The 11,778-nt window shown below is 51.4% G+C and carries 15 protein-coding genes; 9 read left to right on the top strand and 6 right to left on the bottom strand.

Features of this window, described 5'->3' with window-relative positions; genetic code table 11:
- Positions 1–482: 482 nt before the first annotated feature.
- The 3 genes from slmA to coaBC are packed head-to-tail and all read right to left on the bottom strand — an operon-like array spanning position 483 to position 2,813.
- Complete coding sequence (gene slmA, locus IC617_RS17155) at positions 483–1,106, bottom strand: nucleoid occlusion factor SlmA (protein ID WP_191146210.1); 624 nt, start codon at positions 1,104–1,106, stop codon at positions 483–485.
- A 35-nt stretch (positions 1,107–1,141) separates the two neighbouring features.
- The gene (gene dut / locus IC617_RS17150) at positions 1,142–1,597 is read right to left on the bottom strand and encodes a dUTP diphosphatase (protein ID WP_191146209.1); all 456 of its coding nucleotides are present in this window, start codon (positions 1,595–1,597) and stop codon (positions 1,142–1,144) included.
- Between the two features lie 16 nt (positions 1,598–1,613).
- Positions 1,614–2,813 carry a bifunctional phosphopantothenoylcysteine decarboxylase/phosphopantothenate--cysteine ligase CoaBC gene (coaBC, locus tag IC617_RS17145; RefSeq protein ID WP_224746098.1) on the bottom strand — a complete coding sequence of 400 codons (1,200 nt, stop codon included), beginning with the start codon at positions 2,811–2,813 and terminating at the stop codon, positions 1,614–1,616.
- Positions 2,814–3,109: 296 nt separating this feature from the next.
- Between coaBC and radC the strand changes: the two genes are divergently transcribed.
- The 5 genes from radC to mutM all read left to right on the top strand — a co-directional run bounded on the left by radC (position 3,110) and on the right by mutM (position 5,756).
- Positions 3,110–3,781: a RadC family protein gene (radC, locus tag IC617_RS17140; RefSeq protein WP_191146207.1), complete on the top strand. Its 672-nt coding sequence runs from the start codon at positions 3,110–3,112 to the stop codon at positions 3,779–3,781.
- Between the two features lie 154 nt (positions 3,782–3,935).
- Complete coding sequence (gene rpmB, locus IC617_RS17135; RefSeq protein WP_087507670.1) at positions 3,936–4,172, top strand: 50S ribosomal protein L28; 237 nt, start codon at positions 3,936–3,938, stop codon at positions 4,170–4,172.
- Positions 4,173–4,183: 11 nt separating this feature from the next.
- A complete protein-coding gene (rpmG, locus tag IC617_RS17130; RefSeq protein ID WP_087507669.1) occupies positions 4,184–4,354 on the top strand; it encodes a 50S ribosomal protein L33 in 171 nt (56 codons plus the stop codon).
- A 128-nt stretch (positions 4,355–4,482) separates the two neighbouring features.
- Positions 4,483–4,938, top strand: a complete 456-nt coding sequence (locus IC617_RS17125; RefSeq protein WP_191146206.1) for a hypothetical protein — start codon at positions 4,483–4,485, stop codon at positions 4,936–4,938.
- Between the two features lie 8 nt (positions 4,939–4,946).
- Entirely contained in the window at positions 4,947–5,756 is an 810-nt protein-coding gene (gene mutM, locus IC617_RS17120; protein ID WP_191146205.1) for a bifunctional DNA-formamidopyrimidine glycosylase/DNA-(apurinic or apyrimidinic site) lyase, read from the top strand.
- 9 nt (positions 5,757–5,765) lie between these two features.
- Here mutM and coaD read toward each other — a convergent pair whose 3' ends face one another.
- Genes coaD through IC617_RS17105 form a run of 3 tightly spaced genes read right to left on the bottom strand, consistent with a single transcriptional unit; the run spans position 5,766 to position 8,260 of the window.
- The gene (gene coaD / locus IC617_RS17115; protein ID WP_191146204.1) at positions 5,766–6,251 is read right to left on the bottom strand and encodes a pantetheine-phosphate adenylyltransferase; all 486 of its coding nucleotides are present in this window, start codon (positions 6,249–6,251) and stop codon (positions 5,766–5,768) included.
- Positions 6,252–6,269: 18 nt separating this feature from the next.
- Complete coding sequence (locus IC617_RS17110) at positions 6,270–6,824, bottom strand: hypothetical protein (RefSeq protein ID WP_191146203.1); 555 nt, start codon at positions 6,822–6,824, stop codon at positions 6,270–6,272.
- Positions 6,818–8,260: a capsule assembly Wzi family protein gene (locus IC617_RS17105; RefSeq protein WP_191146202.1), complete on the bottom strand. Its 1,443-nt coding sequence runs from the start codon at positions 8,258–8,260 to the stop codon at positions 6,818–6,820. Before IC617_RS17105 ends, IC617_RS17110 begins: the two co-directional genes overlap by 7 nt.
- A gap of 221 nt (positions 8,261–8,481) precedes the next feature.
- Between IC617_RS17105 and IC617_RS17100 the strand changes: the two genes are divergently transcribed.
- The 4 genes from IC617_RS17100 (at position 8,482) to IC617_RS17085 (ending at position 11,737) form a co-directional block, all read left to right on the top strand.
- Positions 8,482–9,117 carry a TetR/AcrR family transcriptional regulator gene (locus IC617_RS17100; protein WP_191146201.1) on the top strand — a complete coding sequence of 212 codons (636 nt, stop codon included), beginning with the start codon at positions 8,482–8,484 and terminating at the stop codon, positions 9,115–9,117.
- Between the two features lie 118 nt (positions 9,118–9,235).
- A complete protein-coding gene (locus IC617_RS17095; RefSeq protein WP_191146200.1) occupies positions 9,236–10,432 on the top strand; it encodes a glycine C-acetyltransferase in 1,197 nt (398 codons plus the stop codon).
- 8 nt (positions 10,433–10,440) lie between these two features.
- The gene (tdh, locus tag IC617_RS17090) at positions 10,441–11,475 is read left to right on the top strand and encodes an L-threonine 3-dehydrogenase (RefSeq protein ID WP_191146217.1); all 1,035 of its coding nucleotides are present in this window, start codon (positions 10,441–10,443) and stop codon (positions 11,473–11,475) included.
- A 73-nt stretch (positions 11,476–11,548) separates the two neighbouring features.
- Positions 11,549–11,737, top strand: a complete 189-nt coding sequence (locus IC617_RS17085; RefSeq protein WP_191146199.1) for a hypothetical protein — start codon at positions 11,549–11,551, stop codon at positions 11,735–11,737.
- Positions 11,738–11,778 lie beyond the last annotated feature (41 nt).

The following is an 11,778-nucleotide window of genomic DNA, read 5'->3' as shown; positions in this document are numbered from 1 at the left end:
GGGAAGACAGAATTTACCCTAGATGCGTGAAGCACAAGGCGCGAAAATATCCCAATAAGAAAAATGCCAGTCAGCTTAACTGACTGGCATTAGCCTCCGGGCTGGTTTTTTATGTTCAGGACGAACGGTATGCCGTGGGCGCATGGATGCGCAGGAGCGGCGATGTTCAGGACGAACGGTATGCCGTGGGCGCATGGATGCGCAGGAGCGGCGATGTTCAGGACGAACGGTATCCATCCTTCGGTCCGTAGGCAGCACGTCCGTGTGCTACTTCTGCCGTGGTGAGCTTAAACTGGATAGCGCTTCTAATTAGTCTCGGCGAAGACCTTCTGCAGCATGGAAGCTGCAGTAGAGCCTACAAGGATGTATTCACGGCGTGTATGAGTTGAGACTAATTAGAAGCGCTAAGGGGAAGGAGGAATAGCTGTTGAGACAAAAAAGCCCCCAAATTTTGGAGGCTTTCGGCTGAATTCTGCGACCTGCTAGCTTTGTAGTAGCTGTTGCCGCATGAATGCCCATTGCTCGTTAAAGTCCTGCGTTGGCAGTACCTTAAAATCTGAGCGAACGTATTGTGAAATCCGGCCTTCGGCGTATGCCAGTAGCAAGTTGGCCAACATCCCCTCATCAAGGCGGAAGCCAATGCCCTCGCGCAGGGCCTTTTCTCGTAGCGCTTGCTTAATATGAGTCTGGATCTTCTCAAATAGGGCGTTAATGCGTGCTCGCAGGCGCTCGTTTTCGCCCATCAAGGCATCACCGTTCATCAGACGCGTGATGCCAGGGTTACGCTCGGCGAACGTCAGCACCAGTTGCAGAATTAACTGGCAGCGCTGAATTGTGTCTTTCTGTTCGCTCAAGATCAGATTGATGCGGCTTAGAATCGACTCTTCGATAAACTCGATCAGGCCCTCAAACATTCTCGCTTTGGACGGGAAGTGACGATACAACGCAGCTTCTGACACCCCAACTTCGGCGGCAAGCTTGGCTGTTGTGATCCGTTGCCCCGGTGAAGTTTCCAGCATTTGAGCCAGACACTGCAAAATGTGCTCGCGGCGATTGATCTTGGGTTCTGCCGCTTTGGTCTCTGACGGCGCTTTGGTCTCTGACATAGTTACCTCCTAACGTCGGAGCGGATACGATTACTTTACTGCTTGCCTGAGTGGCCAAAGCCACCTTCGCCACGCTCAGTTTCGTCAAACGATTGAACCACATTGAACTGCGCTTGGACGACTGGCAAAAAGACTAACTGGGCAATGCGATCACCTGGCTCAATAGTGAATACTTCTGAGCCACGGTTCCAACATGACACCATCAACGGGCCCTGATAGTCGGAGTCAATCAGGCCGACCAAATTGCCCAGTACAATGCCGTGCTTATGGCCTAAGCCCGAGCGAGGCAAAATGGTGGCTGCGAGGCTAGGATCGCCGATATGAATGGCAATGCCGGTTTCGATGAGCTTGGTTTCGCCCGGACTGATGACAAGCGGGCCATCGACACAAGCTCGCAGATCCAGACCTGCAGAGCCGTCAGTGGCATAGGCAGGGAGTGGAAAGTCGGTACCAATACGGGAATCAAGAATTTTGACGTCAATGGGTTTCATGGTGCGTTATCAAACCTTATGGCTGTATCTGTTGCTGAATAAGTTGCAGCAATTGGGCGGCAACTTGTTGTTTGCTGGCTTGAGCGATGGCTTGCTGGCCGTTAGGCCAAAACACGGTCAAGGCGTTGTCATCGGCGTTAAAGCCAATGCTGCTGTTACTGACATCGTTGGCGGCAATCATATCGAGCCCTTTTGCTGCCAATTTGCTGCGGGCATATTGCTCGACTTGCTGGGTTTCAGCGGCGAAACCAACCACAAAGGTTGCTTCGCTCTGGGCGGCCACCGTGGCAATAATGTCGGGATTTTTCACCAGTTCGATGCTGAGCTGCTCGCCTTGTTTTTTCATTTTCTGACTGGCGACGTTGGCGGCGCGGTAATCGGCAACCGCAGCGCAGCCAATAAAGACATCTTGTTCGGTCGCAACGGCGAGTGCCGCGTCGAGCATTTGCTGGGCACTGGTCACATCCACTCGCTGGCAACCGGCTGGAGTTGGCAGATTGACTGGGCCGCTGATCAAGGTGACCTCGGCGCCCATCCGAGCGGCTTCTGCGGCCAAGGCGAAGCCCATCTTGCCGGAACTGTGATTGCTGATGTAACGCACTGGATCGAGTGCTTCGCGAGTAGGGCCTGCGGTAATGGCTATTTTCTTACCTGACAATAACTGTTCGGGTAACAGAAAATCTTGCACCTTAGCGAGGATTTCAGTGGGTTCGAGCATTCGGCCTGGGCCGACCTCGCCACAAGCCTGTGAGCCCTGAGCAGGGCCCCAAACGGGCACGTTACGTTCGGCAAGCACTTGCATGTTGTGCTGAGTTGCTGTGGCTTGCCACATTTGTTGATTCATGGCTGGCGCAATGACCACCGGTGCTGTGGTTGCTAAGCATAATGTCGACAGCAGATCGTTGCCCATGCCAGCACAATAGCGGGCGATGAAATCAGCGCTAGCGGGTGCAATCAGCACCAAGTCCGCCCAACGTGCCAATTCAATATGGCCCATAGCGGCTTCCGCGTTTGGATCGAGCAAACTATCGGCAACCGGGTGGCCGGATACTGCTTGTAGCGTCAGCGGCGTGATAAAGGCTTCTGATGCTGGCGTCATGACGACACGAACATCAGCCCCTAGATCTTTCAATCGGCGTACAAGTTCGGGAATTTTATAGGCAGCAATGCCGCCCGTAATGCCAATTAAAATGCGTTTATTGGTTAACACAAACAATGGCCCGTAATCGAAGTATGTGGGCGTTACCTTACCACACACCTCAAGCTATTCGTACGTGCTGGCAAACAGCTTTATTGATCTGCGTGATCTGACGCTTAAAGAAAATAGTGAGTTTTTACAGTTTTGTTCGAATTTTGCACAAGTTGTTCAAAATTGATAGTTAATTCGAATCCATAACAACTCGCGAGTGGGCTTCGCTGCGCCGACTTAATGCTCTGCTATAGTCAAACGGTGAGCGTCAAAAGCGAGCCGCCACACAAACATGGAATTTGCATCGATGCACGGAGGCAAGCATGCAATTAAATCAATGGCCGCAATCAATTCGGCCGCGCGAAAAGCTATTGGCGCAAGGCGCTAACGCACTAACCGATGCCGAGCTATTGGCAATTTTTCTTCGCACTGGGTTGCCAGGATGTAACGTGGTGCAACTGGCGCATCAATTGCTCGATGGCTTTGGCGATTTATGTCACTTGATGGCTGCGAGTCAACAGCAGTTTTGTCAGGCCAAGGGACTCGGCACGGCAAAGTATGTGCAACTGCAGGCGGTGATGGAAATGGCCCGCCGAGTGATGGCGACGGAGCTCAGCCGAGTTGCGGTTGATGGCAGTGAGGCGGCCAAGCGTTATGCGGCCAGTCAGTTAGCCCATTTGCCCAACGAAACGTTCGCTGTGCTGCTGCTTGATAGCCAACATCGCTTGATTAAGTACAAGGAGTTATTCCACGGCACCATTAATCAAGCCAGTGTTTATCCGCGAATTGTGGTGCAGGAGGCGCTTGCTGCCAATGCCGCCGCATTGATTTTATGCCACAATCATCCATCCGGTGTGGCCGAACCGAGCAATGCCGATATACACATCACTCAAACCATTCGAGATGCTCTGGCTTTGGTTGATATCACGGTGTTGGATCATTTAGTGGTGGCACAAGGTGCAGTGACCTCAATGGCAGAGCGACAGCTAATGTGAAGCAATTTTAATCATTTTCGGCCTAAAAGGCGGTTTTCTCTTGATCTTAAATTCATTCCGCTGTATAAAATGCGCCCTCTTGTGTCCTGGGCGACGGCCACATGCAGGATACAGTACGCTCGAGCATATTAAGAATTTTCGGAGACAAATCGACATGTCTAAAGTATGTCAAGTCACTGGCAAGCGTCCGGTTACTGGTAACAACCGTTCGCACGCGAAGAACGCGACCAAACGTCGCTTCTTGCCAAATCTGCAAAACCACCGTTTTTGGGTGGAATCAGAAAAACGTTTTGTGAAACTGCGTATCTCTACCAAAGGTATGCGTATCATCGACAAAAAGGGCATCGATGTAGTTCTAGCTGAACTGCGTGCCCGTGGCGAAAAGGTTTAAGGAGTTAAGTCATGGCTGCTAAAGGTGGACGCGAAAAGATTCGCTTGAACTCATCAGCTGGTACTGGTCACTTCTATACCACTGACAAGAACAAGCGCAACATGCCTGGCAAATTTGAAATCAAAAAATTTGATCCAGTTGCACGTAAGCATGTGATGTACAAAGAAGGCAAAATCAAGTAAATCTTGATGTCTTCTTGAGATTGAAAAACCCGGCCGATGCCGGGTTTTTTATTGCCTGAATTAAGGTAAGCTTGGGCCTCTTTGGAATGCGAGCCATGGCTGGTTGTTTGGCCAAGAAGGAGAGAACAATGGCGCTAAAGCTATCAAAACGTGGCTGGAACAATGTTCTCATTTTCGCCATTCTGCTGTTTATCATTGTCATTAATTTCTCCCAAAAACGATTTCTCGAAACCGAGGAAGCATCGCCAATCCTCGCGCCGTCTGCGCAAGTGTTATCTATTCAAACGGCCGCCCGTCAAATTGACCGTCTTGGCCCGAGTTGGCGTACCAGTGATGATAGCTGGGATGCGGCTGCAATCGATAGCTGGCTGACACTGTGGTTTGAACCTTATCCGGTCACTGATGCCAATCCCAACATCGCACTGGATAAGATGATTCGTTTGCAGCTGCTGGCGCAGCAAGAACCGATTATTTTCATTCTCGATGAGCCGTTGTTGCGGATTCAACCGGCCAATGGTGATTGGGCCTGGCAACTCAACCAACAGCAGTTTGACGATTTTGCGCAAGTGCTCATCGAACCATAGGAATTGATATGCCTGAACTACCTGAAGTTGAAGTCAGCCGGATGGGCATTGAGCCGCATTTGACGGCGCAAACCATTACCGCCGTCGTGGTTCGTGACAGCCGGTTGCGCTGGCCAGTACCCGATGCGATTCAGCAGTTAGTGGGGCAAACTATTGAGCAGGTTCGACGCCGCGCAAAATACCTATTGATTGATACTAAGGTTGGCTCTGCCATTTTGCATTTGGGCATGTCCGGCAGTTTGCGAGTGGTGCCGGTGACCACGCCCGCGGCCAAACATGATCATGTCGATATCCACCTCGCCAGCGGCGATATGCTGCGCTTGAATGATCCCAGACGCTTTGGCTGCTTATTGTTCGATCAACAGCCAGAAGCTCACGAATTGCTGGCATCGCTTGGGCCTGAGCCGTTAACCGACGGGTTTGATGGCAATCGTTTATTCGAGTTATCGCGAACCCGAAAGTCGCCGGTGAAGAACTTTATTATGGACAACAAGATTGTCGTCGGTGTCGGTAATATTTATGCCAATGAGAGTTTGTTTCGGGCCGGTATTCATCCCCTTCGTGAGGCGGGAAAAATTAGTTTGCAGCGCTATTTAAAACTCGCTGATCACATCAAGCAGGTGCTCGCCGCGGCGATTAAGCAGGGCGGCACCACGCTCAAAGATTTTTCACAAGTTGATGGCAGTCCGGGCTACTTTGCGCAAACGCTGTATGTCTACGGCCGTGGCGGCAAGCCCTGTTTTCAATGTGAGCGGCAACTCAAGGAAGTGAAGGTTGGTCAGCGAACCACCGTTTATTGTGGTCACTGCCAACGATAGTGTTGCGCGTTAGCCTGCTTTGGTTTTCAGCCGTAACGCCTTGGCCACAGCAGGGCAGACGAATTGACTGACATCGCCGCCGTGAAGCGCCACTTCTCGCACCAAGGTCGACGAAATAAACGAGTTTTCTTCGGCAGGGGTCAAGAACACCGTCTCTAGCTCGGGCATTAAACGGCGATTCATGTTGGCCAGTTGGAACTCGTATTCGAAATCGGACACCGCCCTCAAACCTCGCACCAAGACGGTAGCTTGATGGGCTTTGGCGAAATCCACCAATAGCCCCTGAAACCCAACCACCTCAACGTTATCCAAGGCTTGCAGTGCTTCTTTGGCCATCGCAACGCGCTGATCAACAGTGAACCAAGGCTTCTTGCTGGGGCTGGCGGCAATCCCCACCATCACGTGGTCAAATAGATGTGAAGCACGCGATACCAAGTCGGTATGGCCATTGGTAATGGGATCAAATGTGCCAGGGTAAATCACACGAACGGTCATTCATTCAAGTCCTGTCGATTAAAAGCGCCAGCTGGCGTATAGGCTAGTGCTGAGCACATCATAGAAGAAATCCGGTGATTTATCGGACTGTGGATCATCAGCAAACAAGCGATCGCGCGCGACTCGGTCGCCATAGCGAAGGTCGAGGCCCACATCGAGTTGTGGCAAAAGGTTCATGTACATCACCCCGCCGCCGAGATGGTAACCGGTCTGAGAGGCACCAGTGTCAATCGATGCGGCGCCAATGAACGCGCCGACGCGCCAGCGGTCGTCAATCGCATATTGGTAATCAAGTGCGCGAAAAGCTACCATTGAGTCGCCGAGGATCTCATCAAACTCCAACTGAAAGCCAAGCCAGTGGGTTTGGCTGTCACCAAATGGGCGGCGTACGCCGATGGCAACGTGGTAACCGACATCGGAATCATCCTGAGCGGCTTCGAATGCGGCATCGCCCGTGTCAAAGCTGACATCGTGGTAGTTAACACCAAGGTTGCCGTAAATTTCGGTTGCTTGCGTCGGCAGCAATGCGCCACCGGCTAGCACGGCAAGCGCGACTAGGGACTGATTTACCATCTTACAAATCCTGTTGCAGTGGCGAACGAATCGCCGTAAACATTTTGACCGGTGAGCAGCTCAGCACCGACTAAGCCATAACGCAGGGCGTGGGTGTATTCGATACCCAGTTCATAACCATCGTCGTAATCGGCGCCGTAGTAATCTTCGTTACTAATAAAGCGCGCTGTGGTGGTAAGGATCTGCGAGCCGCTCATTTCCCAAATCAATTTAGCCATGTGGGTCGTTGCGCCGACAGGCGGCTGCAAATCACGATTTTGTCCGCCCCAGTGGCCAATGACCACTTTCTCCTCACGTAAGCCATCGCCATAGTTGGTGTTGGTGTACCAAGAGTTTTGCCAGTCAGCGAATTCGTAACTGAAATCGAGCTGATCGGTGAGTTTTGGCAAATGCACACCAAACATCAATGAGGTATTGCCGAGCCGGAAATTATCGCCATTTGAGGTATCTTCTCCGGCATAGGCCATGTACACCGAAAACGGCATTTCTCCGGGGAAGGTGTAGCGGGTGGTAATGGACGTGAGCTGGTTGCCAAAGTCGCGACCTTTGTCGCCGACATTATCTTGGCCAGAAGGATCCCAGAAGGCTTTGAACAAGTCGCCCAAGCTATCATCACGATCGCCGCCGCCATATTGCATCAAGCGATTAAAGCCAATGGCAAAGCCATCAAGCGGCTGAAAACCGAGGTGCAAGCCGAATAGTTTCGGCTCACCTTTGAGCCGCTCATCGGTGTCTTGGCTCAAGATCAGTTTCGATGTCGACATCTCGGCAAAAAACATTTCATAGGTAATGCCAAAGTCGGTCAGCGGAACCGTATTGGAAATAGTAACGCTAGCCATGGTTTTGGCGTTGGTCGAAATTAGCATGTCACTATCTTGAAATGGTCCAAACCAGTGGGGTCGATAGCCAATATCGACCTGTGCCCACTCGGTACCAAAGGACAGGTAGGTGCCTTCGAGGTAGGATTCATCGTCGTGGCTTAGGCCGCCGACATTGACCCAGACGTAGTCGTTGGGGCTGAAATAACCGGCAGCGGCGATCTCATAGGAGCTGCCAGTGGTTCGGCCGCGACTATTGGCTAAGGTTTTGGTGTTGTCGAGGCTATCGGTCGAGCTGAGCTTGGCGCTGGCATGGGTAGCCGCGGCGGTTGCGTTATAACGTTTTAAGTAGGCCTTGATGGCGCGACTCAGCGCTGGATCTTGATGGCCTAATTTCGCCAAGGCTTTGTACACTGCTCGAATTGAAATTGGGCGTTTGAGAATCGGCTCATCCGCGAGCACGAATAGGCGCTCGACTTTGTATTCAATTTCCGGAGAAAGTTTCAGTGGCAAATATGGCGAGACGTTTTTCGCTAGTGCTAACGTTGGAGTTGCCACTAGACCAGCGCCCAATAGAACAGCGAGCGCTGGGGTAGATATTTTTGTTGTGTGACCCATGGAGGGCTTCCCTGTCAGGTTCCAGAATAGGTTTTAACGTGATTAAGCGGTTAAAACAACGGCCAGGTGGTCGATTATAAAAGGATTTTTTGTCGATGTCAGATTGTGACCCGAGACAAATAAGTCAGGAGCCGGTTAAGCGAAATAGGAATGAGTCCGATATAGTGTTAATTCAGCGGCTTATGCCATAGTAGATCGAGTGACTTAACACGGACTGTGCGATGAAGACAAAAGAGCGCATTATTCAAGCCAGCATTGAATTATTTAATGAGTTTGGCGAACGGGCGATTACCACCAATCACATTGCTGCCCACCTCGGGATTAGTCCGGGTAACTTGTATTATCACTTCCGCAATAAAGAAGACATTATTCACAGTGTGTTCGAAGAATACATCAGTCATATGGAGTCGGCATTTAAGCCAACCGAAGGGCCGATGACCGTCAGCAAGCTGGCGGATTATTGCGACGAGGCATTTTCCAGTATTTGGCGTTTTCGCTTCTTCTATTCCAGTTTGCCCGGTATTTTGCTGCGCGATCACACCCTGCAGCAGCGCTATCTCAATGTTCAGGAAGCCGTTTCTGGTCGCGCCGCCGTTGTGCTCAAAGCACTCAGAGACAATGGTGTCATTGTCATTGATGACCATGCCATCGAGGATTTGATTCAGCTGATTAAATTGGTTGTGGCGTTTTGGATCAGCTTTCAAATGTGTCAGTCCAATGATGTCAAAGTCGAAGTGCCAGCGGTGTACGATGGTGTGGTCAAGCTGATTGCGTTAGTCAAGCCCTATGCCTCGGCAGAGGCCCGTGACGAGTTTGAGCGTTTGCAACAAAATTACCGCGCGCGCAGCGAACTGTAAGTTCAAGTTTCCAAAACGGCAGCATTTGCTGTCGTTGAAATAGCTGTCGGATCATACACCCGACCCCAGCCTTGGCGTTAAACTACGCGGCATTCGCTCCGAGTCTGGGAAAACCATCATGCATCCTCTATATACTGATTTAGCACAGCGCCTCGACGACGTTCGTCAGCAAGGTTTATTCAAATCTGAACGCGCCATTGTCACTGCCCAAGATGCCGATATTCGCGTCGATTCCGGTAAAGAGGTGATTAACCTTTGTGCTAACAATTACTTAGGTTTAGCTAACCACCCAGAGCTGATCGCCGCGGCGAAACAGGGCTTGGACCAATACGGCTTTGGTATGGCCTCGGTGCGGTTTATTTGCGGAACCCAAGACCAGCATCAGGCGCTTGAGGCTGAGCTGGCTGAATTTCTTGGCATGGAAGATGTGATCCTTTATTCGTCATGCTTTGATGCCAACGCCGGTTTATTTGAAACCCTGTTGGGCGCCGAAGACGCGATTATTTCTGATGCCCTAAACCACGCCTCAATCATTGATGGTGTGCGCTTGTGTAAAGCAAAGCGCTTTCGTTACAGCAACAACGACATGGCTGAATTAGAGCAACAGCTGATTGCTGCTGATGAAGCCGGCGCTCGCCACAAGCTGATTGCCACCGACGGGGTATTTTCGATGGACGGGGTGATCGCCAACCTGCCGGCCATTTGTGATTTGGCCGACAAGTACAACGCCTTGGTGATGGTTGATGACAGCCACGCTGTTGGTTTTGTCGGCGAACAGGGGCGGGGAAGCCATGAGTTTCACAATGTCATGGAGCGGGTCGACATCATCACCGGTACCTTAGGAAAAGCCATGGGTGGCGCCTCTGGTGGTTATACTGCCGGTAAGAAAGAAGTGATTGACTGGTTGCGCCAGCGCTCGCGGCCTTATTTGTTTTCTAACTCGTTAGCGCCAGCGATTGTTAGTGCGTCGCGGCAGACCTTGAAGTTACTGGGCGAAAGTGGCGATCTGCGCCAACAGCTGAAACAAAATAGTGCGTACTTCCGTCAACGTATGACAGATGCTGGTTTTACTCTAGCTGGCGCTGATCACGCCATTGTGCCGGTGATGCTCGGTGATGCCAAGGTAGCGGCCGATATGGCTGAGCGCATGATGCAGCGCGGCATCTATGTGGTTGGCTTCTCGTTTCCTGTGGTGCCACAAGGTAAAGCCCGTATTCGCACTCAGATGTCGGCAGCCCATACCCAGGCGCAATTAGATCGGGCGATTGATGCATTCATCGACGTTGGTCGAGAACTTGGAGTGATCAGCAAATGACTCAAACCATGAAGGCGCTGGCCAAACTGAAAGCCGAGCCAGGCATTTGGATGACCGAAGTGCCAATCCCTGAGTTGGGACATAATGATCTGTTGATCAAAATCCACAAGACGGCGATTTGCGGCACTGATTTACACATCTACAAATGGGATGAATGGTCGCAGCAAACCATTCCGGTGCCTATGGTGGTGGGCCACGAATACGCTGGCGAAGTGGTTGCTATTGGCCAGGAAGTTCGCGGTTTTGCAATTGGCGATCGAGTCTCCGGTGAGGGCCATATTACTTGTGGCCATTGCCGCAACTGTCGAGCGGGTCGCCGACACCTGTGTCGTAATACCACAGGTGTTGGTGTTAATCGGCCGGGTTGTTTTGCTGAATATCTAGTGATCCCAGCATATAACGCATTCAAATTAGCGGATGACATCAGTGATGATCTAGCTGCTATTTTTGACCCCTTTGGTAATGCTGTTCACACCGCTCTGTCGTTTGATTTGGTCGGTGAAGATGTGCTGATCACTGGCGCTGGGCCCATTGGCATTATGGCCGCCGCGGTCGCGCGTCATAGCGGCGCTCGCCATGTTGTGATCACAGATGTGAATCGCTATCGGTTGGATTTGGCTCGCCAGATGGGAGCGACGAGAGCAGTTGATGTCAGCCAACAATCACTCGATGACGTGATGAAAGAGTTGGGCATGACCGAAGGCTTTGACGTGGGGATGGAGATGTCAGGGGTGCCGGCGGCATTTTCTGATCTGCTTGCCAAGATGAATCATGGCGGTAAGGTTGCCTTGCTGGGGATCCCTCCTTCATCAATGCCCATCGACTGGAACCATGTGATTTTCAAAGGGCTGACCATCAAAGGCATTTACGGCCGGGAAATGTTTGAAACCTGGTACAAAATGGCCAGCTTGGTGCAGTCGGGCCTCGACCTCACGCCGATGCTCACCCATCACTATTCGGTTGATGATTTTCAGCAGGGCTTTGATGCCATGCTGAGCGGCCAATGTGGCAAAGTCATCCTCGATTGGACGTCATCGAAATAGCACACAACTGTCATGCCACTGTAGTGTCAGACTATTAGTCTGGCGTTGCTTGCATTGACAGGAGTGTTTCTCAATGGAAATTTGCCCAGAGTGCGATGGCGCTGGCTCGTTAGTCTTGGTTGGCTCTAACGGCCAGCAATCTTACCGCGAACAATACAGCTGCTCGTTGTGTGGTGGCAGCGGCACCATTTCAGCTTCCCACAAGATATTGCAATTCAATGTGCGCCAAGCTGAGTTTAATGAGCGTCTGAAAGAAGCTTGATAGAAGCCGGATCGCACCGGCTGTTGTTGGCTGATACAATG

Source organism: Neiella litorisoli (genome assembly GCF_014773395.1).
GTDB classification, from domain to species: domain Bacteria; phylum Pseudomonadota; class Gammaproteobacteria; order Enterobacterales; family Neiellaceae; genus Neiella; species Neiella litorisoli.
This window is presented reverse-complemented; position numbering and strand designations above follow the sequence as displayed.

Coding starts and splice junctions, on each gene's coding strand:
- slmA (WP_191146210.1), bottom strand. CDS start 1,106: ATGTCAGAGACCAAAGCGCCGTCAGAGACCAAAGCGGCAGAACCCAAG.
- dut (WP_191146209.1), bottom strand. CDS start 1,597: ATGAAACCCATTGACGTCAAAATTCTTGATTCCCGTATTGGTACCGAC.
- radC (WP_191146207.1), top strand. CDS start 3,110: ATGCAATTAAATCAATGGCCGCAATCAATTCGGCCGCGCGAAAAGCTA.
- rpmB (WP_087507670.1), top strand. CDS start 3,936: ATGTCTAAAGTATGTCAAGTCACTGGCAAGCGTCCGGTTACTGGTAAC.
- rpmG (WP_087507669.1), top strand. CDS start 4,184: ATGGCTGCTAAAGGTGGACGCGAAAAGATTCGCTTGAACTCATCAGCT.
- IC617_RS17125 (WP_191146206.1), top strand. CDS start 4,483: ATGGCGCTAAAGCTATCAAAACGTGGCTGGAACAATGTTCTCATTTTC.
- mutM (WP_191146205.1), top strand. CDS start 4,947: ATGCCTGAACTACCTGAAGTTGAAGTCAGCCGGATGGGCATTGAGCCG.
- coaD (WP_191146204.1), bottom strand. CDS start 6,251: ATGACCGTTCGTGTGATTTACCCTGGCACATTTGATCCCATTACCAAT.
- IC617_RS17110 (WP_191146203.1), bottom strand. CDS start 6,824: ATGGTAAATCAGTCCCTAGTCGCGCTTGCCGTGCTAGCCGGTGGCGCA.
- IC617_RS17105 (WP_191146202.1), bottom strand. CDS start 8,260: ATGGGTCACACAACAAAAATATCTACCCCAGCGCTCGCTGTTCTATTG.
- IC617_RS17100 (WP_191146201.1), top strand. CDS start 8,482: ATGAAGACAAAAGAGCGCATTATTCAAGCCAGCATTGAATTATTTAAT.
- IC617_RS17095 (WP_191146200.1), top strand. CDS start 9,236: ATGCATCCTCTATATACTGATTTAGCACAGCGCCTCGACGACGTTCGT.
- tdh (WP_191146217.1), top strand. CDS start 10,441: ATGAAGGCGCTGGCCAAACTGAAAGCCGAGCCAGGCATTTGGATGACC.
- IC617_RS17085 (WP_191146199.1), top strand. CDS start 11,549: ATGGAAATTTGCCCAGAGTGCGATGGCGCTGGCTCGTTAGTCTTGGTT.